18 protein-coding genes are annotated in these 22,917 nt (G+C 73.9%); 11 read left to right on the forward strand and 7 right to left on the reverse strand.

What is annotated here, in order from left to right; translation table 11 throughout:
• Nucleotides 1-55: 55 nt before the first annotated feature.
• On the forward strand, nucleotides 56-1,075 hold the full coding sequence (locus ACFVHV_RS06440) for an iron-siderophore ABC transporter substrate-binding protein (RefSeq protein ID WP_359898591.1): 1,020 nt from the start codon (nucleotides 56-58) through the stop codon (nucleotides 1,073-1,075).
• A gap of 137 nt (nucleotides 1,076-1,212) precedes the next feature.
• Here the strand turns inward: ACFVHV_RS06440 and ACFVHV_RS06445 are convergent, their stop codons facing one another.
• From ACFVHV_RS06445 to ACFVHV_RS06465, 5 genes are all read right to left on the reverse strand, one after another.
• Nucleotides 1,213-2,181 (reverse strand): CPBP family intramembrane glutamic endopeptidase, encoded by a 969-nt coding sequence (locus ACFVHV_RS06445; RefSeq protein WP_359898592.1) that lies wholly within the window; start codon nucleotides 2,179-2,181, stop codon nucleotides 1,213-1,215.
• A 431-nt stretch (nucleotides 2,182-2,612) separates the two neighbouring features.
• Nucleotides 2,613-4,250 (reverse strand): M4 family metallopeptidase, encoded by a 1,638-nt coding sequence (locus tag ACFVHV_RS06450; protein WP_359898593.1) that lies wholly within the window; start codon nucleotides 4,248-4,250, stop codon nucleotides 2,613-2,615.
• A gap of 493 nt (nucleotides 4,251-4,743) precedes the next feature.
• Entirely contained in the window at nucleotides 4,744-6,777 is a 2,034-nt protein-coding gene (locus ACFVHV_RS06455; RefSeq protein WP_380349170.1) for a serine/threonine-protein kinase, read from the reverse strand.
• 115 nt (nucleotides 6,778-6,892) lie between these two features.
• Nucleotides 6,893-7,870, reverse strand: a complete 978-nt coding sequence (locus tag ACFVHV_RS06460) for an alpha/beta fold hydrolase (protein WP_380349172.1) — start codon at nucleotides 7,868-7,870, stop codon at nucleotides 6,893-6,895.
• 166 nt (nucleotides 7,871-8,036) lie between these two features.
• Complete coding sequence (locus ACFVHV_RS06465) at nucleotides 8,037-8,795, reverse strand: dienelactone hydrolase family protein (RefSeq protein ID WP_380349174.1); 759 nt, start codon at nucleotides 8,793-8,795, stop codon at nucleotides 8,037-8,039.
• Nucleotides 8,796-9,021: 226 nt separating this feature from the next.
• Between ACFVHV_RS06465 and ACFVHV_RS06470 the strand changes: the two genes are divergently transcribed.
• Nucleotides 9,022-9,435: a DUF6191 domain-containing protein gene (locus ACFVHV_RS06470; RefSeq protein WP_380349176.1), complete on the forward strand. Its 414-nt coding sequence runs from the start codon at nucleotides 9,022-9,024 to the stop codon at nucleotides 9,433-9,435.
• Here ACFVHV_RS06470 and ACFVHV_RS06475 read toward each other — a convergent pair.
• Together ACFVHV_RS06475 and ACFVHV_RS06480 are read right to left on the reverse strand one after the other, a co-directional pair.
• A complete protein-coding gene (locus ACFVHV_RS06475) occupies nucleotides 9,396-9,797 on the reverse strand; it encodes a VOC family protein (protein WP_359898598.1) in 402 nt (133 codons plus the stop codon). The genes ACFVHV_RS06470 and ACFVHV_RS06475 overlap by 40 nt on opposite strands.
• A 66-nt stretch (nucleotides 9,798-9,863) precedes the next feature.
• Nucleotides 9,864-10,697 (reverse strand): (2Fe-2S)-binding protein, encoded by an 834-nt coding sequence (locus ACFVHV_RS06480; RefSeq protein ID WP_380349178.1) that lies wholly within the window; start codon nucleotides 10,695-10,697, stop codon nucleotides 9,864-9,866.
• 257 nt (nucleotides 10,698-10,954) lie between these two features.
• Here ACFVHV_RS06480 and ACFVHV_RS06485 point away from each other — a divergent pair, with 257 nt between their 5' ends.
• The 9 genes from ACFVHV_RS06485 (at nucleotide 10,955) to ACFVHV_RS06525 (ending at nucleotide 22,711) form a co-directional block, all read left to right on the forward strand.
• Nucleotides 10,955-11,920: a FecCD family ABC transporter permease gene (locus ACFVHV_RS06485; RefSeq protein ID WP_380349355.1), complete on the forward strand. Its 966-nt coding sequence runs from the start codon at nucleotides 10,955-10,957 to the stop codon at nucleotides 11,918-11,920.
• Complete coding sequence (locus tag ACFVHV_RS06490; protein WP_380349179.1) at nucleotides 11,917-12,951, forward strand: FecCD family ABC transporter permease; 1,035 nt, start codon at nucleotides 11,917-11,919, stop codon at nucleotides 12,949-12,951. The genes ACFVHV_RS06485 and ACFVHV_RS06490 overlap by 4 nt, the downstream gene beginning before the upstream one ends.
• A 149-nt stretch (nucleotides 12,952-13,100) precedes the next feature.
• Nucleotides 13,101-13,928 (forward strand): ABC transporter ATP-binding protein, encoded by an 828-nt coding sequence (locus tag ACFVHV_RS06495; protein ID WP_380349181.1) that lies wholly within the window; start codon nucleotides 13,101-13,103, stop codon nucleotides 13,926-13,928.
• 108 nt (nucleotides 13,929-14,036) lie between these two features.
• Entirely contained in the window at nucleotides 14,037-15,041 is a 1,005-nt protein-coding gene (locus ACFVHV_RS06500; RefSeq protein ID WP_359898601.1) for an iron-siderophore ABC transporter substrate-binding protein, read from the forward strand.
• Nucleotides 15,042-15,185: 144 nt separating this feature from the next.
• Complete coding sequence (locus ACFVHV_RS06505) at nucleotides 15,186-16,412, forward strand: acetyl-CoA carboxylase biotin carboxylase subunit family protein (protein ID WP_380349183.1); 1,227 nt, start codon at nucleotides 15,186-15,188, stop codon at nucleotides 16,410-16,412.
• Complete coding sequence (locus ACFVHV_RS06510) at nucleotides 16,409-18,388, forward strand: IucA/IucC family protein (protein ID WP_380349185.1); 1,980 nt, start codon at nucleotides 16,409-16,411, stop codon at nucleotides 18,386-18,388. The genes ACFVHV_RS06505 and ACFVHV_RS06510 overlap by 4 nt, the downstream gene beginning before the upstream one ends.
• Nucleotides 18,385-19,608, forward strand: a complete 1,224-nt coding sequence (locus tag ACFVHV_RS06515; protein WP_380349187.1) for an MFS transporter — start codon at nucleotides 18,385-18,387, stop codon at nucleotides 19,606-19,608. The genes ACFVHV_RS06510 and ACFVHV_RS06515 overlap by 4 nt, the downstream gene beginning before the upstream one ends.
• The gene (locus ACFVHV_RS06520) at nucleotides 19,605-21,449 is read left to right on the forward strand and encodes an IucA/IucC family protein (protein ID WP_380349188.1); all 1,845 of its coding nucleotides are present in this window, start codon (nucleotides 19,605-19,607) and stop codon (nucleotides 21,447-21,449) included. Before ACFVHV_RS06515 ends, ACFVHV_RS06520 begins: the two co-directional genes overlap by 4 nt.
• Nucleotides 21,446-22,711 (forward strand): type III PLP-dependent enzyme, encoded by a 1,266-nt coding sequence (locus ACFVHV_RS06525; RefSeq protein WP_380349190.1) that lies wholly within the window; start codon nucleotides 21,446-21,448, stop codon nucleotides 22,709-22,711. Before ACFVHV_RS06520 ends, ACFVHV_RS06525 begins: the two co-directional genes overlap by 4 nt.
• Nucleotides 22,712-22,917 lie beyond the last annotated feature (206 nt).

Genomic DNA, 22,917 nt, shown 5'->3' on the forward strand with positions numbered 1-22,917 from the left:
GCCGCTGTCCGGGCAGGGATCCCCGCGTCCCGCCCGCACGTTGGAGGTACCGCCGATGCCCCGACCGCTCAGCCGCCGCGCCGCCCTCGGCCTCGCCGCCGGGCTCGCCCCCGGGGTCGTGCTCACCGCCTGCGGGTCCGGCTCCCCGGCGCCGGGTGCCGGCTCGGCAGGCTCGACCGGCGGCGGCTCGACCGGCTCGACCGGCGGCGGCTCGGCAGGCGGAACGCGGACGGTCCGGCACGCGCGCGGCGAGAGCACCGTGCCCGCGCGGGCGAGCCGGGTGGTGGTCCTGGACACCGACGCGCTGGACTCGGTGGTCACCCTCGGCCTCAGCCCGGTCGGCGCCACCACCGTCACCGCGGGCGCCCCCTTCCCCGCCTACCTGCCGGCGGAGCGACTGTCCGGGACGAAGCCCGTCGGGGCGATCGGCCAGCCCGGCCTGGAGACGATCGCGGCACTGCGGCCGGACCTCATCCTGAGCAACCAGGTCCGCGACGACAAGCGCTACGACGAGCTCTCGAAGATCGCGCCGACGGTGCTCTCCAGGACCACCGGCCCGACCTGGAAGGAGAACGTCCGGCTGCACGCCGAGGCACTGGGCCGCCAGCCCGAGGCCGAGGCCGCGGACGCGGCGTACCGGACCAGGCTGCGGGACCTCGTGACCGCACTCGGCGGGCCTGCCAGGGCGGCGGCCACCCGGGTCGAGATGGCCCGCTTCCTGGCGGGCGCGCCGACCAGGCTCTACCTCAACGACACCTTCGTCGGCTCGCTGTTCAAGGACCTCGGGCTCGGCCGGCCCGCCAATCAGGACAAGCCCGGCTTCTCGATGGAGATCAGCCCCGAGCAGGTGGACCAGGCGGCGGCCGACGTCATCTTCTACTCCGTGTACGGGGACGCGGCCAAGTCGGACCGGGGAAGGATCACCGAGGGCGCGCTCTGGAAGAACCTGGACGCCGTACGCAGCGGGCGGGTGTTCGGCGTGGACGACAGCCTGTGGATGCTCGGCATCGGCTACACCGGCGCCGGGCTGATCCTGGACGAGATCCGCAGGGACCTGGCGCCGGCGGGCGGGTGACGGACGACAGATATCTGAGAACGGATAACAGATAACAGATGATGAAATCTGTCATTCGTCATTCGTCATCCGTCGCCCGTCATTCGTCATCCGTCGCCCGTCATTCGCCACCCGTCATCCACCCGCCGCCTGGGCGGTCACCACTGCCCGTACCGCTCCGGCCGCAGCCGCCCGGTGCACGCGAGGAAGGCCACGAACCCGCCGAGGACGATCCAGCCGGGCCAGCCGGCCAGCGACATGGTGAGCGGATCCAGCTCGGCGCCCGGGGCGGCGAACTCCCGCACCATCGACACGCTCATGCTGCTCGCGAAGGCGTGCGCCAGCACCGCCGGGACCACCGACCCCGAGCGCAGCCTCAGCCAGGTGAAGACCGGCAGGACGAGCACACAGCTCACCGTCAGCGCGGGCACCGCCAGGTACCAGGGCCGCCCCGGGTACTGGCCGCCCATCAGCAGCGTCGGCAGGTGCCAGAGCGCGAAGGCCGTTCCGGTGAGCACGTACGCCCGGACCAACGCCGCTGTACCGCCACCGCCACCGCCTCCGCTTCCGCCCTCGCCCCGGCCGTCGCCCTGCCCCTCGCCCCGGCCGAGTCGCAGCAACCGGGGGAAGAGGAAGCCCTGCCAGCCGATCTCCTCACCGAAGAACAGCGGCAGCGACAGCACCATCCCGATCGAGCCCTGGAGCGCCCACGATCCGATCCGCCCCGCGTCCAGCGATCCGAAGCCGGCGAACGGGTAGCCGCCCGCCACCGCACCGAGCACCAGCGTCCCGGCCGTCAGTGCGCCGAGCACCCCGATCGGCAGCAGACAGGCCCGGACCGCGCGGGCCCGCGGCCGGGGCCACCGCAGCGCGAGCGCCTCCCGCACCCCGCCGCCGCGCTCGACGAAGCGGACCACGAGCAGGGCCGCCAGCGCCGGGGCCAGCATGGCGGCCCCGATGCAGAGTTGTTCCAGGACGCCGACCTCCTCGCGGGCGTCGGCGCGCCGGTAGCCGTCGGCGAGCAGTGGTGTCATGGCCGCCCACATCCCGGCGTAGGCGAGCACCAGGTAGACCAGCAGGCCGCGCCATCGGACGGCGCTCGACGGGTTTTGCTTCAGTAGCGTCATGCCGGGGACGCTACGGACCCGGGGGCTCGCCCCGGAACCAAGTGCACTGCCGCTCCCGAGGGTTGTCCACTACCACCGCGATGGTCGAGTTTTCTGGGTGTACGGAGGCCCGGTGGAGGTGCTACTTCGCGCCCCGCGCTCCGCCGCCCGCCACCGGCTGTTCCGCGAACCTCTTCCAAAGCTGCACGAGAAGGAAAATTGACGTATCGTCAGGCGCCATACAGCGGGAGCGACGGTGGTCCGCTCACCGTCGCTCCCGCCGTACTCCCCCGCCGGCCGGCACCCACGGCCCGGCGGGGCCTCGACTCCTTCCCGGGCCCGGGCCTGATCGGCCCTGGCCCGGGCCGGCCCGGTTCCGACCCGGTTCCGGGCTCGGCTCACGCCCGAGGTCTCACCGGCACTGGACTCGGCTCAGCTCGGCTCAGCTCAGCTCAGTTGACGTTGACGGCCGTCCAGGTGGCGGCGACGGCGTTGTACTCCGCGCTGCCCGATCCGTACAGGTCCGCCGCCGCGCTGAGGGTGCCCGCCCGGGCGCCCGAGTAGTCGGTGGTCGAGGTGAAGTAGGTGGTCAGCGCGCGGTACCAGATCTGCGCGGCCTTGTCCCGCCCGATGCCCGCGAGCGTGGAGTTGTCGTACGTCGGGCTGTTGTAGCTGAACCCGTTGATCGTCTTCGCGCCGCTGCCCTCGGACAGCAGGTAGAAGAAGTGGTTCGCCACCCCGGACGAGTAGTGCACGTCCAGGTTGCCGACGTTCGCGTCCCAGTAGTCCGCCGAGGCACCGTCCTTGCTCGGCTGGTCCATGTAGCGCAGCGGGCTGCCGTCGCCGCGCAGGTTGATCAGCTCGCCGATCCAGTAGTTCGGCGGGTTGGAGGGCAGGTTGGCGTACCACTCGACCATCGTGCCCATGATGTCCGAGGTGGCCTCGTTGAGGCCGCCGGACTCACCGGAGTAGTTGAGGTTGGCGGTCGCGGCGGTGACGCCGTGGCTCATCTCGTGCCCGGCCACGTCGATCTCGGTGAGCGGCGCGGTGTCGTTGTTTCCGTCGCCGTACGACATGCAGAAGCAGCTGTCGTCCCAGAAGGCGTTGACGTAGTTGGAGCCGTAGTGCACCCGGCTCAGGGCACCGACGCCGTCGTTGCGGATGCCGCTGCGGCCGAAGGTGTTCTTGTAGAAGTCCCAGGTGGTGGCGGCGCCGAACTGGGCGTCCACGGCCGCGGATTCGCGGCTGTTGACGGTTCCGTCGCCGAAGTTGTTGCTGGTGTTGGCGAACAGCGAGCCGGTTCCGTCGGTGCCGCCGTTGAGGTCGCTGGTGGACTGGTCGCCGCGGCTCGCGTCCTTGAGCGAGTAGCTCGAACCGCTCTGGGTGGTGGTCAGCGGGACCTGACCGACGAAGACGCCGTTGCCGGTGCCGGCCGCGGTCTCGATCGTCTCGTGCGTGGCGAGGACCCGGCCGTCGGCGGCGTCGGTGACGAGGATCTGGCGGCTCGGGGTGCCGTCGGCGCGCAGGCCCTCGACCGTGGTGCGGTACGCCAGGCGCGGGGTTCCGTCGGTGGCCCAGACCACCAGCTCGGCCCGACCGGCCCGGTGGACCTCGGTGAGCGGCGACTCGTCGGCGTCGGCGCTCACCCCGACGGTGGCCTTGACTCCCGCGGTGACCTGGGTGACGGCCTGGTCGGCGGCGATCTTCGGGGTCAGGCTCGGCAGCGCGATCCGTGCGGCGACCGCCTTGTCGACCGACTTCACCGAGCCGTCGGCCTTCTGGTGGACGACCAGGTCTCCACCGATCACCGGCAGGCCGGCGTAGATGCGCTCGAAGCGCAGGTGGCGGGTGCCGTCCTTGTCCACCACGGCGTCCTTGGCGACCAGTTGCTCCTTGTCGCCGAGCTTGAGCGCCTTGGCCAGCGGGCCGGCCTGACCGGCCGCCAACTTGAGCGCGGTCGCGTGCTGCTGGGCGGCCTGCGCCTGCAGCGAGGGGGCGGGAGCGGCCTGGGCGGCGGTGCTCACCTGGATCACACCGGTCAACAGGGCCGTGGCCGAGAGCACGGCGACGGCTGCGAGCTTACGCTTCACGAACGAGTCCTTCCGGGAAACCGCGTCAGGGCGCGGTCGCACCGCGTCCCGGGGGCCGGGTCGGCCCTGTGGGGCGGGACGGGTGCTGACGTGCGGGAACCCCGTGCAGTCGAGCGGCTCGCCACCAAGGGGTGGGGGTGGGGCTACCGCCAGGGGGTGACCAGAAGCATGACAATCCAGCAGATGAATTGACAGGTCTGCTTCACTGATTGGCCAGGTCCCGCCATTGGGTAAAGAGCGTCCAATCGGCAGACGAATCGGGGCAATTCACCGCATCCCGCCAAGGGTTTCGAGCAGAGCGACGGCCGATCGCCTGCACCTACGGGCACTCGCCCGCCGAACGCGGGCCCGGAGCACCGGACAGGCCGACCGTCGATCGACTTTTACATGTGTGTAGAAGATTCCATACGGTCCCTTGACACCCGGGTGGCGAGGTTCCGCCACCCGATCCCCCTTGCCCACCGGAAGGACGGCTGCTAGCAGCCGGGGGTTGTCACTGGAGCCGCCACTCCTGGGCGGCGTTGCCGGCGGTGCAGGCGACCATGGTGACCGCGTTGCCGGGGCCGTTGTTGGTCATGCAGCTCTGGTTCTGGTAGTCGCCGAGCGTGTACGAGCCGGCCGAACTTCCGCTGCGGACAGTCCAGTTGGTGAGGAAGCTGAACCCGTTGCTCAGCACGACCTTCCCGTCCATCGTCTGGACCAGCTGCGGGCCGCCGTTGTTGCAGGCGTTGAAGAGGATCCACGCGCCGGGATTGGTCGAGCGCACCCAGCCGTACTGCGAGTGACCGCCGACCAGGATCGGGTTGTCCCCGCTCAGGTTGTCGTCGCGCATCCCGATCGTGCGGCCGTCCTTCACGCTGACGATGGTGCTCCAGCTGTTGCCGCCGCAGGACGGCGGCCTGTTCGCACCTGACGAGGTGTTGCCGGTGCCGCTCGTGGTCTGGGCCGGGGGCTGCGGGTTCTGGTCGGCGGGCGGGTTGGGCGGGTTGCCACCGCCGGGCTTGTTCACCTGATCGGCCGGTGATCCGCCCGCAGCCGTACCCGTACCCGCGCCCGTACCACCGGTCCGGCCGCCGCTCGAACCGCCCGCACCACTCGAACCGCCCGCACCGCCGCTGCCGCCCTGTCCGGCGGCCGGCACCGGGGGCACCGGGGCCTGCGGCTGGCCCTGGCCGGCGGCGGGTGCCGACTGGTCGGGGCCCGGGGTGGCCGCCGGAGTGTCGGTCGGCGCCGGGGTGACCGGCGCGGTGGTGATCGCGGGCGCCGCGGTGGCGGTGCCCGGGTTCGCCGGCACGGTGACCACCACGGTCGGCTGGGCGCCGGGCGGCAGGACCGCGTCGGAGCCGCCCGCCCCGCGGTCGACCAGCAGCACGGTCGCCGTGCCCATCGAGATGACGACGGGGATGACGATGGGCACCAGCAGGGCGCGCCGCGACCGCTTGCGGCCGGGCTCGGTGGGAGCCTGCGGTTCCACCTTCGCGACCTCGTCCGCCGCCGGGGCACCGCCCGCAGCGGGGACCACCAAGGCCCCCGCACCGCCCTTGTCCGCCGCACCGCCCTTGTCCGCCGCACCGCCGTCGGCCGCCGCACCGTTCTTGTCCGCCGAGCCCGCGCCGGCCCCGAGCGGAATGGTCCCGCTGCCCTCGGGGCCTGCCTTCCCGGGTGCCTGCGCGCCGCCCGCGCCGCCGTCCCTCGCGAGTGCCGCACGGGCCGCTCGGGCCGCCGCCGCCATCGCGGCGGCGTCCGCGTACCGTTCCTCGGGCTTCTTGGCGAGCGCCCTGGCCACCAGCGCCCGCACCGACACCGGGAAGGTGTCCGGCAGTTCCGGCACCGGCTGGTTGACGTGCTTGAGCGCGATCTGGAGCGGCCCGTCACCGGAGTACGGCGGCGCGCCGACCAGCAGCTCGTAGCAGACCACGCCGATCGAGTAGAGGTCGGTGGCCGGTCCGAGGTTCACGCCCTCGGCCTGCTCCGGGGACATGTAGAGCGCGGTGCCGATGATCGCGAACGGGGCGGTCAGCTTGGTGCTGGCGAGCGCCCGGGCGATGCCGAAGTCGGTGATGGCCACCCGCCCGTCGACGCGCACCATCAGGTTGGACGGCTTGATGTCCCGGTGCACGATCTCCCGCCGGTGCGCGGCGTGCAGCGCGTCCAGGGCGCCGGCCACCAGGTCGAGGGTGCGCTCGACGCTCATCGGGCCGGTGTCCTTGAGCACCCTGTCCAGCGGACGGCCGTCGATCAGCTCCATGACGATGTAGGCGCAGCGTTCCTCGCCGTCCCCACCGCTCTCGCCGTAGTCGTGGACGCCCACCACGCCGGGGTGGTCGACCGCGGCGACGAGCTGGGCCTCGCGGCGGAAGCGCTGGGCGGAGGTGTCGTCCTCCAGCAGCTCCGAGCGCAGGATCTTGACCGCGACCCGGCGTGCCAGCACGGTGTCCTCGGCCCTCCAGACCGAACCCATCGCGCCGCCGCCGATCTTCTCGACCAGCTCGTACCGCCCGCCGAGCACGGTGCCCGCCCCGCTCATACCCCTGCTCCCCCCGTGTTCCGTGCCCCGCCCCGACGGGTCATCGGCACACAGTGTGCCAGAGCGGGTTGCGGGCTCAGTTGATCAGGTCCGGACAGGAATTGAGCACGAATCATCAGTCCATGAGGAAGTATCGGGCGTGACCCGAAACCTCTCGGACGGCCGCGACGACCGCCCGGGGCCGGTCGGCCTGAATGGCGTGACCGGCACCGTGGACCGTGCTGTGGGTTCCCCGGACGGCGTTCCTCGCGATGCCCGCCTGCAGGGCGGTCCAGCGGACGCGCATCGCACCGGGCAGTCCCCGGGTCGCGCTCAGGACCGTCACCGGCATCTCGAACGGTCGCGCGGTGGAGCGGCGTCGCCGGATCTCCGGAACGGCGACGGAGGTCAGCCGCTGCTCGGCGAGGACGGCCCGCCGCTGGTGCCGGTGCGCGATCACGGCCGCCTCGGCCCGGTCGAGCGGCGTCACCGGATCGAGCGGCGTCGCCCGATCGAGCGGCACCTCCGCATCGAGGGACGCCGGTGCCGACGCCGTCGGCGCCGATCCAGCCCGGTACAGCCACAGCCGGTTCAGCACCGCCTCGGCGACCCGGATGGACCATGGCTGGAACTCCTCGTGCGCCGGGTCCACCAGGACCAGCCCGGCCACCAGCTCCGGCCGCTGCCAGGCGAGGAGTTGGGCCAGCTGGCCGCCCCAGCTGTGCCCGATCAGGAGCGCCGGTCCAGCTTCCAGGTGCTGAACGAGGGCGGCCAGGTCGGCGATCTGGCCGCCCAGCGTCGGGGCGGCGGCCCGACCGGGCTCGCTGGCGCCCAACCCCGCCCGGTCGTACGCCACGACCCGCCCGTACCGGGCGAGTTCGGGCAGGACGGCCGACCAGCCGAGCGCCGTGGTGCCGCAACCCGCGATCAGGACCATCGGTGCGACACCGCCCCGCCCGGCCTCCACCCAGCGCAACGCCCTTCCGTCGCGGTCCAGTTCACCGCTGCGCACGCCGCCGGGCAGGTGCTCGCCGAGCGCCCGCGCGACGGCCTGCTGGACGCTCCGCAGATCCGGCCCGGCGGGCTTCGCCCGCTCGTCCTGGCTGGCGTTCATGTGCCGTCCCCCCTGGATCGTGGTCCGGCCCCTCCCCCGGGGCCGGTTCCGATGACCGCGCGGACCCGCGCGGACCTGTGTGGACTCCCGCGGACCCGCGCGGACCGGTGCGGACTCGCGCGGACCGGTGCGTGGCCGAACGGGCGCCCGGTCAACAGGTACGACCTCAGGCCGGCAGGACCCGCTTCAGCAGGCCGAGCAGCGCCTCCCAGTGCCGCTCGGCGGCCGCGGCGTCGTAGCGGCTGGTGTCGGCCTGGGTGTAGCCGTGCGGGGCGCCGGCGTAGACCTCGGCCCGGTACCGGACGCCGGCGGCGGTGAGGGCCGCGGCGAGCCGGTCGATCTGCTCGGGCGGCAGCGCGGGGTCGTCGTCCGCGTGGCCGAAGTACAGCTCTGCGGTGATCCGGTCGGCGCCCAGGTGCGGGCTGTCCGGGCTGTCGGTGGCGAGGCTGCCGCCGTGGAATCCGGCCGCGACGGCGATCCGGTCCGGGTGACTGGCGGCCGTGCGCAGCGCCAGCAGGGCCCCGCGGCAGTAGCCGGTCAGGCCGACCGGGCCGTCCTGGACCAGCGGGGACTCGCCGAGCCAGCGCAGATACGCGTCCGCGTCGCGCGCGGTCGCCTCCGGGGTGAGCGTGTCGAGCAGCGGGACGATCCGGGCGAACAGCTCGTCGGCCTGCTCCAGGTCGATGAGCTCCGGCAGTTCGACGACCGGCGCGCGCCCCGCCCGGTAGAAGGCGTTGGGGACGAGCACGGTGTACCCGGCCGCGGCCAGCCGGTCGGCCATGCGCTCAAGGTGCGGTCGGAGCCCGAAGGCGTCCATGTAGAGGATGACAGCCGGGTGGGCCCGGCCGTCGTCGGGGTGGGCGAGGTAGGCGTCGGCGGTGCCGTCCGCCGTCGGAATGTCCACGAGGGTTCCGCGCACGGGCATGGTCAGGGCGCTCCTTCCGGTTCGTCCGGCAGCGTATCCGGTGGGCCCGTCGCCCGCCCATGCGGTTTTCGCCACACTGCGCCCGCACTGCGCCCACGGCGCGCCGGCGTCCTGGGCCCGGCCCGGCCCTGCCCGGCCCGACCCAGCTCAGCCCGGTCCAGCCCGGCCCAACTCCTCCCGGCCCTGCCCCGGGAACGCGACGGCCCCGCGGCCGCGTTGAGCGGGCATGGGGTGGATCGTGGGTGTGGCGGCGGCGGTGGTGGCGGTGCTGGGGATGGTGCTGCTGGCGGCGTGGCAGGTTCAGGACGAGTCCTCGTCGCGCCCGCGGCGCCGCGGGCCCGGGGCCGGGATGGGCGCCGGCGGGCTGGACGAGCTGCACGCCCTGTTCAGCCCGGGCAAGCAGGTGCAGATCGAGCAGAAGCGGGAGCAGCTCGTGCTGCGGGACGACGCGCAGGCCGGCGGGCCGCCGCACCTGGGCGTGGACCTGGACCGGGGCGTGGCGGTGATGCCGGTCGGGGCCGCGGGACGGACGCCCCCTCCCGCACCGCGCGAGGAGGGCCCGACGGCTACGGCCGACCCGGTGCGCCTGGCGCCGGACGCTCAGGCGCCCCAGGTGCGGGAGCAGAGCACCAGCCGGTAGCCGTCCGGGTCGGCCACCGTCACGCCGTACTCGTCCCAGTACGGGTTGTGGGACTCGACCCGGGTGCCGCCGGCCTCCTCCAGCCGGGCGACCAGGGCCTCGTCCACCGGGGCGCCGAGGTAGACGACGAACAGGTCGTCCACCGTCGGGGTGGGCTCCAGCGGCCGCTCCGGGTCGTGCGTCAGCTCGAAGTGCCAGCTGCCGCCGGACGGGCCGACCATCAGCAGGTCGTGCTCGCCGGACACCCGCTCGGTGCTGCGCCACAGCACGGCGAGGCCGAGGCCGCCGACGTAGAACCGCTCGGCCGCCGCGAGGTCGCGCGAGGGGCGGGCGATCCGGACCCGCACGGTGGAATCGATCATGCCGGCGACCATAGCCCATGCCACTGACAGCGAACCCCGCGGTGCGGCGGGTTCGCGGACGGGGCGTCAGAGCCGCCGCAGGCGTTCCTCGTCGGAGGTCCGGGGGCAGGTCAGGCAGGCGGTCGCCGCGGGCCCGACCGCGTAGTAGAGGCAGCAGCCGAGCCGGGTGCGGGTGTGGTGGGCGCGCCCGTCGGGGGTGTGCAGGCGGCGGAAGTCGGCGCCGCCGGGGAGCGGCAGGGTGCCACCGGGCAGGACGGCCTCGGCGGCGGCGACGGAGGCGTCCTCCTCGCCGAGCATCCGGCCGAGGTACCAGAGGGCGGAGGCCAGGTCGTCCGTCACCATGCCCCAGAGGGCGCGGTCGCGGCGCCGGGTGGGCCCGGCGAACGCGGCGAGCACCGGCCCGAGGTGCGCGACCACGGCGGTCCGCAGTTCGGCGCGCAGTTCGTCGTCGCCGGGCAGGGTGACGTGGCCAGGCATGGTGACATCGCCGGGCAGGGTGACGTGGCCGCGCGGGCGCAGGGCGAGCGCACCGGTGGGGGCGTGCAGCCAGAGGTCGGCGGGGTCGACGGCCGGCACTCGGCGGGAGAGGTGCCAGGGGCCGGCGATCAGCAGGCAGGCCGACCAGGCGTAGTGGTGGAGCAGCCGGGAGGCGGTGACGTGCGGTCGCGGGGCACTGCCGTGCTCGTCGGCGATGCGGGCCTCCGCACCGGCCAGGACCGCGGCCAGCGCGCTTTCGTCGGCGGCGAGTCGGGCTCCGGAGTGCCAGCCGTCGGCGGCGCGCGGGTCGGGCTCGCCGCTGTCCAGGAGGCGCAGCTCCAGCACTGGGCAGAGCTCCACCAGTCGCCGGTAGTCGGCGACGAGCGCCGGGGCCCCGGCACGCACCGAGGGCGCGACGGGCATGGGTGTTCCGGGAACCATTGGCACTCCCGAGATCGATTCTGCATGATCGATTAAGGTGAGGCTCACCTTACAACGCCTCACGGCGCCCGGCGACCACGGCCCGGCCCGCCGGTCGACCCGTCGGCCCCATCGGCCGAGCCCGTCGGGGTTTGACGAACTTAGGCGAACCTAACCTAAGATCTCGCTTCGTGCTGAGAACCGACCCGCCGGCCCCCACAGCCCCGGCGACGCCTCGTTCTCCGGCGGTCCGGCAGCCCCTGCTGCTGTTCGCCGGCGTGTGTGCGCTCGTGCTGTGTGCCGCCCTGAGCCTTGCGCTGGGCTCCCGTTCCATTCCGCTCTCCACCGTGCTCGACGCCCTCACCGGTGCCGCCCACGGCGGTGACGCCGACGTGGTGACGGGCCTTCGGGTCCCGCGCACGCTCATCGGACTGGCGGTCGGGGCCGCGCTCGGCGTCGCCGGGGCGGTCGCCCAGGGCGTGACCCGCAACCCGCTGGCCTCCCCGGTCACCCTCGGCATCAACGCCGGGGCGAGCCTCTTCGTGGTCGCCGCGATCTACACGCTGAACCTCGCCCGCCCGGTCGAGTACGTCTGGTTCGCCTTCGCCGGGGCGGCCGTCGCCGCCGTCGCCGCGTACGCGATGTCCCGGCGAGGCGGGGACCTCGACCCGGTCCGGCTCGCGCTCGGCGGCACCGTGCTCACCGTGGTGCTCACCTCCTGGACCTCCGCGCTGATGCTGGCCAGTCACCGCACCCTGGACGAGGCCCGGTTCTGGCTGGCCGGCTCGATCGCCGGGCGGCACCTGGACACCCTCACCCCCGTCCTGCCCTTCCTCGTGCTCGGCCTGGTCGGCGCCCTCGCCGTGGCACCCGCCCTCAACGCGCTGGCGCTCGGCGACGAGACCGCGCAGGCGCTGGGCGTGCCGGTGGCCCGGATCCGGGTGGTCGGCGGCCTGGCCGTGGTGCTGCTCGCGGGCAGCGCGGTCGCCGTGGCCGGACCGCTGGCGTTCATCGGACTGGCTGCCCCGCACCTGGTCCGTCCACTGCTCGGCAACGACCACCGCTGGCTGCTGCCCGGCTGCCTGGTCACCGGTCCACTGCTGCTGCTCACCGCCGACGTGCTCGGCCGGCTGGTGGTCCGCCCGTCCGAGATCGAGGTCGGCATCGTGACCGCGTTCCTCGGTGCGCCGCTGCTCGCGGTGCTGGCCCGGAAGGTGGCCAGGTGACCGCGATCCCCCTGCCCGTCCGGGCCCTCGGCCGCCGCCGCGCCCGTACCGCCGTCTGGTCGCTGGTGGCCGCCGCGCTGCTGGTGCTGCTGACCGGGATCGCACTCGGCACCGGGCGGGTCGGCATCTCCGCCTGGGACGCGCTGCGCGCGCTGGTCGGACAGGGCGAGCCCGGAAACGTCCTGGTGGTGCGGCAGTTCCGCGCGCCCCGGGTGGTCTCGGCACTGATCGCGGGTGCCGGGCTGGCGATGGCCGGATCGACGCTCCAGCGGCTGTTCCGCAATCCGCTCGCCGCCCCCGACACCATCGGCATCACCGGCGGCGCCTCCTTCGGTGCGGTGCTGATGCTCGCCACCGGCGCCTCCCAGCAGCTGATCCCGCTGGCCGCGGTCGGCGGCGGGCTGCTCGCGGCGCTGCTGCTCGGCGGCTTCGCCTGGCGCTCCAGGATGGCCGTCACCCGGCTGGTGCTGGTCGGACTGGCGGTCCAGCAAGGCCTGGCCGCCGCCGTGAATCTGATGATCGTACGGTTCCCGGCCGAGCTGGCCTCCTCCGCGCTCCAGTGGACCACCGGCTCGCTCTACGGCCGCAACTGGACCGAGGTGTCGATCGGCGGCACCGCCATCGCGCTGACCGCCGTCGCCCTGCTGCTCTGCCAGCGGCGGATCGCCGTGCTCGACCTCGGCGACGACTCGGCCGGCGGCCTCGGCCTCAGCCCGGCCCGGGACCGGCTCGGACTGCTGCTGCTCACCATCACCCTGGCCTCGCTGGCCGCCGCGCTCACCGGGCCGGTCGCCTTCGTCGCCCTCGCCGTCCCGCACCTGGTCCGGCTGCTCGCCGGACCGCCCACCCTCGGCACGCTCGGCCTCACCGCGCTCACCGGCGCCGTACTGCTGCTCTCCGCCGACCTCCTCGTGCTGCACGTGATCCCCGTCCACGGCCTGCCGGTCGGTGCCGTCACCGCCACCCTCGGCGCGCCCTGGCTCCTGGTGCTGATGATCCGCCAGGGCCGGCTTCCCCAGAGGAGCAGCTGATGACCTCCGTCGAGACGACCGCCGGGACGGCCGGCGCCGCCGGGGCCACCGGGGCTGCTGGGACCACTGGGGCCGAACGGGCTGACAGGGTTGACAGGGTTGACAGGGCCGCCGAAGCCTCGGGTGCGACTGCCGGGAGTCCCGCCGTTGTGGCCGCCGGTGCCGGTGCCAACCGGCTCGCCGCCCGGGGCCTCGGCCTGCGCTACGGCGACCGGACCATCGTGGACGGGCTCGACCTCGAACTGCCCGGCGACGCCGTCACCGCGATCGTCGGGCCGAACGCCTGCGGAAAGTCCACGCTGCTGCGCGGGCTGGTCCGGCTGCTCGACCCGGCCGCCGGGACGGTCACCCTGGACGGCGCCGACATCCACCGGATGCCCGCCCGGGCGCTCGCCAAGCGGATGGGGCTGCTCCCCCAGCAGCCCGTCACCCCCGAAGCCGTCACCGTCGAGGCGCTGGTGCGGCTCGGGCGCTACCCGCACCAGCGGATGCTCAGCCCGTGGTCCAAGGCGGACCAGACGGCGGTCGAGGAGGCGCTGGAGCGCACCGGCACCGCCGAGCTGCGCGACCGCCAGGTGGACCGGCTCTCGGGCGGGCAGCGCCAGCGGGTCTGGATCGCGCTCGCCCTCGCCCAGGAGACCGACCTGCTGCTGCTCGACGAGCCGACCACCTTCCTGGATCTGCGCCACCAGCTGGACGTCCTCGACCTGGTCGCCGACCTGCACGCCGAGGCCGGGCGGACCGTCGTGATGGTGCTGCACGACCTCGGGCAGGCCGCCCGGTACGCCGACCACCTGGTGGTGCTCAAGGACGGGCGGCTCGCGGCCGCCGGTCCGCCGTCGGAGGTGCTGACGGCGGAACTGGTGGAAGCCGTCTTCCAGGTGCCGTGCCGGGTCGTGCCCGACCCGGAGACCGGCACGCCGCTGGTCGTGCCGCGAGCACGGACGCGGCGCGGTGACGCCCCGCCGTCCCCCTGACCTCCCCCCTGATCTCCCCCCTGATCTCCCCCTGACCTCCTGTTGATGAACTCCCCCTCCCCACACCCCTGTTCGGGCAGCCGGCTCGAACCGACCCAAGGAACCCCGATGAACCGCCGACTCCCTGTCGCCGTCCTCGCCGTCGCCCTCTCCACCACCCTGCTCGCCGCCTGCGGCAGCACCGGGGACGGCGCCGAGTCGGGCGGCGACTCCGCGTCGTCCGCGTCCTCCGGCTCGGCCGCCACCGCCGCCGGATTCCCGCGCAGCGTCAAGCACGCCGCCGGAACGGCCCAGATCAAGAGCCGGCCCAAGCGCGTCGTGGTGCTGGACAGCGGCGAGCTGGACGACGTCACCCTGCTCGGCATCACGCCGGTCGGCGCCGTGTCCCCGCACATGAAGACCGAGGGCGGGTTCCCGAACTACCTCAAGGACAAGATCAAGGACACCAAGGACGTCGGCCCGATGAACGAGCCGAACCTGGAGCTGATCGCCTCCCTCAAGCCCGACCTGATCCTCTCCTCCAAGGTCCGCCACGCCAAGGTGTACGACCAGCTGAACGCGATCGCCCCGACCGTACTGGCCGAGACCACGGGCTTCCCGTGGAAGGAGAACCTCGCGCTGTACGCCCAGGCGCTCGGCAAGGAGGACGACGCCAAGAAGGCGCTGGCCGACTACGAGGCGCGGGCGAAGAAGCTCGGTGAGGCGATCAAGGCGAAGAACGACGGGACCATGCCGACGGCGTCGGTGGTCCGCTTCGTGGCCGGCCCGACCCGCCTGTACGCCAAGGCCTCCTACAGCGGCGTGGTGCTCAAGGACGTCGGCCTGGCCCGTCCGGCCCCGCAGGACGTGGAGCAGAACATCGTCGAGGTCAGCGCCGAACAGATCAACCAGGCCGACGCGGACCTGGTGTTCGTCACCACCGCCGACGACCCGACCAAGACCAAGGAGAGCGAGGTCCAGCAGACCCCGGTCTGGCAGGGCCTGAACGCCGTCAAGAACAACAAGGTGTTCAACGTCCCGGACGAGACCTGGATGTCCGGCATCGGAGTCCAGGCCGCCGACGCGATGCTCGGCGACATCGCCAAGGCGGCGGGCGTGGACGCGCCGAAGTAACCGTCGACAGCCGAGGCGAACAGATGACGTCCGTCATCCGTCGGACGGCCGATGACAGACGACGGAATTCAACTGACAGATTTCGAAAGTTGTCAGCTGTCATCTGTTCGCCCTCCTTCCTCCGCCACCCTCCGAGGACCCTCCATGCGCCTCTACCTGCTCGCGCTCAACCCCACCGACTCGGTCACCTCCGGCTTCCTGCCCGCCGCCGCCCGGCTCGGGCTCGACGTCACCGTCCTGACCGACGGCGCCGAAGCCCACCGGCGGGCCTACGCCGAGCTGTCCTTCCCCGCACCCGAGGTCCTGGAGTGCGACGTCCGCGACTTCCGCGCCGTCATCAGCCTCATCTCCCGCCGCACCGCGGCCGCCCCCGGCCACGCGCCCGAGGCGGTGTTCAGCAACAGCGACCACCTCCAGACCCAGACCGCGCTGGCCGCCGAGTACTTCGGCCTCCCGGCCAAGGACTGGAAGGCCGCGCTGCGCGCCAAGGACAAGGGCCAACTGCGCCGCCACCTCGCACTGACCGGCCTGGACACCGTCCGGTCCGCCGAGCTGGACCCCGGCCAGGACCCGGCCGAGCTGGACGTGCCGTTCCCCTGTGTGGTCAAGCCCCGCGAGGGGGTCGCCAGCGAGGACGTCACCCTGGTCGCCGACGCCGACGAACTCGCCCGGCGCTGCCGGGAGATCCAGCACCGCAGGGCCGGCGCCACCCTGGTCGTCGAGGAGTTCCTGACCGGGCAGCTGTGCACCCTGGAGACCCTCGGCGACGCCCGGCGACGACACGTCCTCGGCGGCTTCCGCACCCGGGTCTCCCCGCCGCCCGACTTCATCGAGGAGGTGCTCACCTTCGTCCCGGCCCACCCGCAGCCGGTGGTCGACCAGGTGCTCGCCCAACTCGACGCGCTGGGCGTCGGTTTCGGCTCCTGCCACACCGAGTTCGTCGTCCAGCCGGACGGCCGCGCCCGCATCATCGAGGTCAACTACCGCGCCATCGGCGACCAGTGCGACCTGATGCTGGCCGAGGTCCTCGGCATACCCCTGTTCGAGCTGATCCTCGGTGTCCACCTGGGCCGCGACCTGCCCGCCGACCTCGCCGAGCAGTGCGCCGCCACGCCCCGCCGGGCCCGCAACGAGGTGGTCTGCGCCGACCGCGCCGGCGTCCTCGCCGCCGCCCCCGGTCCGTACGACGAGGAGCGCGACGGCGTCCGGCTCGCCTATCGCCCGCTGCGCCCGGTCGGCGAGCGCCACGAGCACTACCGCACCAACCGCGACTACCTGGGCGTCGTCTGGACGGTCGGCACCGACCAGGCAGCGGTCGACGCCGCCGCCGCCCGCTTCCTCGCCGCCAACCGCTGGGAGATCACCCCGTGACCGCCGGAGACCGACCCGCCACGGCCCGCGGACACCGGACCGCGGCCGGGGCCCACCCCGCGACTCCCGCCGGACAGCCGTCGACCGCGGCCGGCGAGAAGCCGTGGACCGCGGCCGAGCAGCTCACCCTGCGCGTGCTCTCCGCCCTGCTGCGCGAGGACGTCCTCGGCCTGCGCTCCCACGGCACCGTCGAGGACCGCGCCGACGGCCCCTGGCTGACCGTTCCCGGGCTGCAACTCGCCCTGCCCGTACGCCCGGAGGGCTTCCAGTGCGAGTACGCGGCCCGGCTGCCGCTGCTGGAGCTGGCCGGCCGGCGGCTCACCGGTCCGGACGCCGTCGTGGCGGGACTCGCCGAGTCCGCCGAGGCCGAGGACCGGCCCGGCTGGGCGGCCTTCGCCGAGGAGTGCCGCCAGACCCTCGCCACCATGGAGCTGCACGAGCGCGTCCGCCCCGAGGTGCACGACCGGCTCGCCGACCTGTACGGCGCGGACCCGGCCGACTGGACCGGCCTCGCCGCCGCCCTCGGCCACGACACCCTGGCCGCCTACCTCGACCACCCGGTCTACCCCACCGCACGCGGCCGCTCCGGCCTCAGCGAATCCCAACTCCAGTCCTACGCACCCGAGTTCCACGCCCCCTTCGAACTGCGCTGGCTGGCCGTCCCGGCCGGCGCGCTGACCGTCCACGGCGACCGGCCGCTGCCGAGCTGGTGGCCCACCCCGGCCTGGCTCGGCCTCGCCGACCGGTGCCCCGGCGAGGGCTGGGCCACTCTTCCGGTCCACCCCCTCACCGTCGGCGCGCCGCTGGACGAGGCACTGGCCGCCACCGGCCTGGCCGGCCGCGCGGTGCTCGCCGAACGGTCGTACCTGACCGTCGTCCCGACGCTGTCCATGCGCACCGTCGCCGTCGCCGACGACCCCGCCTGCCACCTCAAGCTCCCGCTGGCCACCGCCACTCTGGGCCGCCTCAACCGCCGCACCATCAAGCCCGGCACGCTGCTCGACGGCGCCGCCGGCCAACGGCTGATCGAGGCCGTCCTGGCGCGCGAGCCGCGCTTCGCCGGCCGCGTCCTGCACGCCGACGAGCAGTCCTGGGCACACGCCGGGCACGAGCTGCTGGCCGTACTGCTGCGCCGCTACCCGGCAGGACTGGAGCAGGCGTCGACCGTCCCGCTGGCCGCCCTGCTGGCCCCCGCGCCCGGCGGGCGGCTCGTCGTCGACCACCTCGCGGACCGCTACTACGGCGGCGACGTCCTCGCCTGCTACGACGCCCTGCTGGAGCTGCTGCTCGACTGGCAGGCCGCACTGTTCGGCCACGGCGTGGCCCTGGAGTCGCACCAGCAGAACACCTCCCTGGTGCTCGACCGGAACGGCCTGCGGCTGCTCTACAAGGACGACGACGGACCGCGCGTGCACACCGCCCGGATGACCGCCTCGCTCGGCGAACTCGCACCCGACCAGGAGGAGTTCGACGACGCGCGGATCTTCGGCGAGGACGACCGGCCGCTCGTCGACCTGTTCGCCACCATCACCGGCCACCTGTGCACCGGCGCCCTCGCCTTCGGCCTCGCCGACCACGGAAGGGCCGAACTCGCGGACACCCTGGACCTGTTGAGGAAGCACACGGCGGAGTCCGTGGCGCGGATCGGGCCGGTCGGCGAACCCCTGCGGGCCGCCCTGCTGGACGCCGAGCGGCTGCCGGTCAAGGCCATGGTCACCGCCGGAACACTGCTCAGCAAGCAGCGCTCGGGGGCCGCCGACATCAACAAGCACTACACCAGCGGGCCCAACTACCTGCGCGAACAGGCCTGCGAACCACCGCAGGACCATCTGAACGAGCACGCGCGGAACCATCCGGACGCTCCTCAGGACACCCGTCCGTACAGTCACCCGGGCAGCCACCTGGACAGTCACCCGGACAACCGACCGTACGGCGGTCCGCACGGCCACCGGCACCCGGACGGGACCCACCGGTGAGCGCGGAGACCCTGCCGCAGCGGTCGCAGCCATCGGCCGACCCCTCCGGCGGGCTCGCCCGGCGCCAGGTGCACGCCGTCGCGGCCTGCTACTTCGTCGCCTCCTTCGCCGCTCTCGGCCTGCCGCCCTTTCTGACCGCGATCCTGCCCGCCCTCGGCGACCCCCAGGCCCGCTGGGCCGGTGTGCTGTACATCGTCCCGACGGTGTTCAGCGCGCTCGGCGCACCGCTGTGGGGCCGGCTGGCCGACCGCTTCGGGCGCAAGCGACTGCTGCTGCGCGCCCAACTCGGCCTCGCCGTCTCCTTCCTGCTGGCCGGGGCGGCCGACAGCCTGACCGCGTTCACCCTCGCGCTGGTCCTCCAGGGCTTCCTCGGCGGCACCTTCGCCGCCACCAACGGCTATCTGGCCGCCGCGCTCGACGGCTCCCGGCTCTCCCGCGCCCTCACCCTGATGCAGGGCAGCGCGCGGGCGGCGCTGGTGGCGGCGCCGATCCTGGTCGGGGCGCTCTCCCCGTGGATCGATCCGCACCGCCAGTACCTCGTGATGGCCGTACTCCCGCTCGCGGCAGCGGTGTTCCTCTCCCTGCTGCCCGAACCGGAGCTCGCCGAGGCCGCGGCGGCCACCGCCGGCCGGCCGGCCGAGCGGGTCGCCACGGTGTCGCTGCTGCCGCTCTACGCCTTCGAGTTCGCCTTCGTCTTCGCGACGGTGATCTCCCTCCCCTACCTGATCGCCCTCGCCGAGCAGCGCCTGCCCGGCGTGGACGGCACCACGACCGGCGTGCTGTTCGCCCTGCCGCACCTGTGCTACCTGGTGTTCGCCTCCCGCACCCACACCGTGTTCCACGCCCGCCCGCACACCGGCATCGCGCTCGGCTTCGGCTTCGTCGCGCTCGGCCTGGCCGGGCACACGGTGGCATACTCGCTGCCCGTGTTCGTCGCCGTCCGGTTGCTGCTCGGCGCCGGGCTCACACTCGGGCTGGTCTGCCTCGCCGTACTCGCCGCCGGTGCCGCCCGGGGGCGCCCGCCCGGGCGGATGTTCGGCGCCCTCGAACTCGTCTCCAAGGGCGGCGCCGTCGCCGCCGGCGCCGTCGCCGCGCTGGCCAACGGGTGGTTCGGCGCCGCCGCCCCCGTGGTGGCCGGAACCGCCGGCGCCCTGCTGGCCGCCGTCGCGGCCGCCACCCTCACCCTCCCGTCCCTCCGCCAGCGCTGGAGTCGCCGATGACCCCCGAGCAGTCCGCCCACTCGCCCAGGACCGACGAACCCCGCGACCCCACCGGCCGGCCCCTCGACACCACCGGCCGGCTCGGCGGCGACGAACTGCCCACCGCCGACGAGGCGGTGGTCCACACCCTGCTGAACTGCCTGCTGCGGGAGGTCTCCGCGCCCGAGCACCAGACCGCCGCCGACGGCGGCCGCCTGCTGCTGCGGCTGCCGCGCCGAGGCGCCCTGCTGCGGGTCGCCCTGCGCCGCACCTCGCTGCTCGGCGCGCACCGCTTCACCGGGCCGGTCGAGGTCGAACGGGGCGGCGACTGGGTCGAGTTGGGCTGGCAGGAGCTGGCCGAGTACGTCCAGCACGAACTGGAGCTGCGCACCGGCACGGTGAACGAGGAGTTCCTCGACCAGGTCGCGTCCAGCCACCAGGGCGTCCGCCAGGGCCTGGACGACCGGCCGGCCCCCGGCGCCGACCGCTACCTGGAGTCCGAGCAGGCACTGCTGTTCGGCCACCGCTTCCACCCGGCCCCCAAGTCCCGATCCGCCGCCCGCGGCGACTGGCGCGGCTACGCCCCCGAGTCCCGCGCCGCCTTCCCCCTGCGCCACCTCGCCGTCCGCGCGGACCTGCTGGCCGAGGAGTCACTGGACGGGAGCGCGACCGCACTGCTGGACGGCCTCGGCGAGGTGCCGGACGGCTACCGGCTGCTGCCAGCGCACCCCTGGCAGTACCAACTCATCGGCGACCACCCCCTGTTGCGCGCCGCCCTGGCCCGGGGCGACGTCCTCGACCTGGGCCCCCGCGGCGAGCGTTTCACCGCCACCGCCTCGGTGCGCACCCTGCACGGCGCCGACGCCTTCCTCAAGTTCAGCCTGAACGTCCGCATCACCAACTGCCTGCGCAAGAACGCCGCGTACGAGCTCACCGGCGCCGTCGCGCTCACCCGGCTGCTCGCCCCGGCCCTGGCCGACCTCGCCCGGCGCTTCCCGGCCTCGGGCGTGCTGCGCGAACCGGCCTTCCGCACCCTCGCGCTGCCCGGCGCCGACGGCCGGCCCGACCGGGCACTGTACGAGGGCTTCGGCCTGATCGTCCGGGAGGGCTTCGGCGGTGTGCTGCGGCCCGGCGCCACCCCGCTGCTCACGGCCGCCGTCGCCGACGAGCACCCGACCAGTTCCGCGCACATCTCCCGCCTGCTGGGCGCGAGTCCGGACGGCGCGGCGGCGCTCGACTGGTGGCGCGACTACCTGCGACTGCTCCTCCCGCCGGTCCTGTCCGCCTACTTCGACCACGGTGTGGTGCTCGAACCGCACCTGCAGAACGTGCTGATCGGCGTGGACCCCTCCGGGCACCCCGTCCAGGTGCTCTTCCGCGATCTGGAGGGCACCAAGCTCGTCCCCGAGCAGAACGCCGACATCCTCGCCGCGCTCGCGCCCGAGGTGGCCGGCCCGATGACCTACGACGCGGAACGCGGCTGGGACCGGGTGGTGTACTGCCTGCTGGTCAACCACGTCGCCGAACTGCTCGCCGCGCTCGCCGACCGCCACCCCGAGCTGGAGTGCGCGCTCTGGCAGGCCGTCCGGGACACCCTGGAGGAGTATGCCGCCGCGCACGGCTGCCCGCCCCGGCTGCGCGCTCTGCTCGCCGGTGTGCCACTGCCCGCCAAGGCCAACCTGTTGACCCGCTGGGAGCGCAAGGCCGACCGCGAGGCCGGCTACGTCCGGCTGCCCTCCCCGCTGGCCGGCTCCGTCCTCGCCGGGGCCGCCCGCATGCCCGCCCGCACACCGGACCACGCGTCCGCCCGCCCGCCGGCGCACACGCCCGTCCGCCTACCCGCCGGGAGCACCGCCCGATGACGACCGAGACCGCCCGGCCCGCCGAGGCCGTCCGACCCACCGAGGCCGTCCGCAGCTTCACCGCCGGCCTCACCCCCGACGAACTTCCCTCCTACGTCTACGACTTGGCAGCCCTTCGGGAGCACGCTGCCGCCGTCCGGGCCGCGCTGCCCGAGCGGGTCGAGCTGTACTACGCCGCCAAGGCCAACCCGGAGGCGCCACTGCTGACCGAGCTGCGTCCGGTGGTGGACGGCTACGAGGTCTCCAGCGGAGGGGAGTTGGCCCACGTCCGGGCCGTCGTGCCGGACGCTCCTCTGGCCTTCGGCGGGCCGGGCAAGACTCCGGCCGAGATCACCGCGGCGGTGGACGCCGGGGTGCACCGCTGGCACGTCGAGAGCGAGCAGGAGCTGCACCGGCTGGCCGCCGTCCTCGCGGACCGGCCCGGCGCGGTCGTGGACGTGCTGCTGCGGGTCAACCTCGCGGTCGAGACGGCAGCGCTCGACGCGGTGCCGCTCGCGATGGGCGGCCGTCCGACGCCGTTCGGGCTGGACCCGGACCGGGCCGAGGAGTGCGTCCGGCTGCTCACCGGCGGCGGTCCGTCGGCGCGCCGGCTGCGGCTGCGCGGCGTGCACGCCCACCTGGCCAGCGGGCTCCCGGCGGCGGAGCAGCTGTCGGTCGCGGCGCGGATCGTCGCCTGGTCGGCCGCACTGGCCGAGCGGCACGGCTTCCCCCTGGCGGAGGTCAACATCGGCGGCGGAATGGCCGTGGACTACGCGGACCCCTCCTCCCGCTTCGACTGGACGGCCTTCGGCGAGGGCCTGGCCGAGTTGCTCGACGCCCACCCCGGGCTGACCCTGCGGATCGAGCCCGGCCGGGCGCTGACCGCCTACTGCGGCTGGTACGCGACCGAGGTGCTGGACGTGAAGGCGAGCCACGGCGAGGACTTCGCGGTGGTCCGCGGCGGCACCCACCACCTGCGCACGCCCGTGACCCGGGGGCACTCCCAGCCCTTCGCGGTGCTCCCGGTGGACGCCTGGCCGCACCCCTGGCCGCGCCCGGCCGTCACCGGCGGCCGCGCCACCCTGGCCGGACAGCTCTGCACCCCGAAGGACGTCCTCGCCCACGCGGCCGAGGGCGCGGACGGCCTGCGGACGGGCGACCGCGTGCTGTTCGCGATGGCGGGCGCGTACGCGTGGAACATCTCGCACCACGAGTTCCTGATGCACCCTCGCCCGGGCTTCCACTACCTGGGCGGCGATGGACCGAGCCCGGCGGAGGGGTGACGGAGGACGAAGGACGGGCGACGGGTGACGGCGGCCGACGGGTGACGGATAACAGCCGACAACTGACAGCTGACAGATTTCGAAAGCTGTCAGCTGTCAGTTGTCAGTCGTGAGCTGTCACCCGTCGCCTCCCGGCCGGCGGCTGTCCCACCGCCCCCGGTCCGCCGCCGCCCCGTTCCTCCACTCGTGGGAGAGTGGTATGCAGC

This window comes from Kitasatospora sp. NPDC127116 (assembly GCF_042677365.1).
Classification (GTDB): Bacteria; Actinomycetota; Actinomycetes; order Streptomycetales; family Streptomycetaceae; genus Kitasatospora; species Kitasatospora lactacystinica.

Bases quoted from the DNA above. Each gene is read 5' to 3' on its own strand.
- ACFVHV_RS06480 (WP_380349178.1), bottom strand. From the start codon at position 10,697: ATGCCCGTCGCGCCCTCGGTGCGTGCCGGGGCCCCGGCGCTCGTCGCC.
- ACFVHV_RS06475 (WP_359898598.1), bottom strand. From the start codon at position 9,797: ATGATCGATTCCACCGTGCGGGTCCGGATCGCCCGCCCCTCGCGCGAC.
- ACFVHV_RS06520 (WP_380349188.1), top strand. From the start codon at position 19,605: ATGACCCCCGAGCAGTCCGCCCACTCGCCCAGGACCGACGAACCCCGC.
- ACFVHV_RS06455 (WP_380349170.1), bottom strand. From the start codon at position 6,777: ATGAGCGGGGCGGGCACCGTGCTCGGCGGGCGGTACGAGCTGGTCGAG.
- ACFVHV_RS06440 (WP_359898591.1), top strand. From the start codon at position 56: ATGCCCCGACCGCTCAGCCGCCGCGCCGCCCTCGGCCTCGCCGCCGGG.
- ACFVHV_RS06500 (WP_359898601.1), top strand. From the start codon at position 14,037: ATGAACCGCCGACTCCCTGTCGCCGTCCTCGCCGTCGCCCTCTCCACC.
- ACFVHV_RS06460 (WP_380349172.1), bottom strand. From the start codon at position 7,870: ATGAACGCCAGCCAGGACGAGCGGGCGAAGCCCGCCGGGCCGGATCTG.
- ACFVHV_RS06505 (WP_380349183.1), top strand. From the start codon at position 15,186: ATGCGCCTCTACCTGCTCGCGCTCAACCCCACCGACTCGGTCACCTCC.
- ACFVHV_RS06445 (WP_359898592.1), bottom strand. From the start codon at position 2,181: ATGACGCTACTGAAGCAAAACCCGTCGAGCGCCGTCCGATGGCGCGGC.
- ACFVHV_RS06470 (WP_380349176.1), top strand. From the start codon at position 9,022: ATGGGGTGGATCGTGGGTGTGGCGGCGGCGGTGGTGGCGGTGCTGGGG.
- ACFVHV_RS06525 (WP_380349190.1), top strand. From the start codon at position 21,446: ATGACGACCGAGACCGCCCGGCCCGCCGAGGCCGTCCGACCCACCGAG.
- ACFVHV_RS06465 (WP_380349174.1), bottom strand. From the start codon at position 8,795: ATGCCCGTGCGCGGAACCCTCGTGGACATTCCGACGGCGGACGGCACC.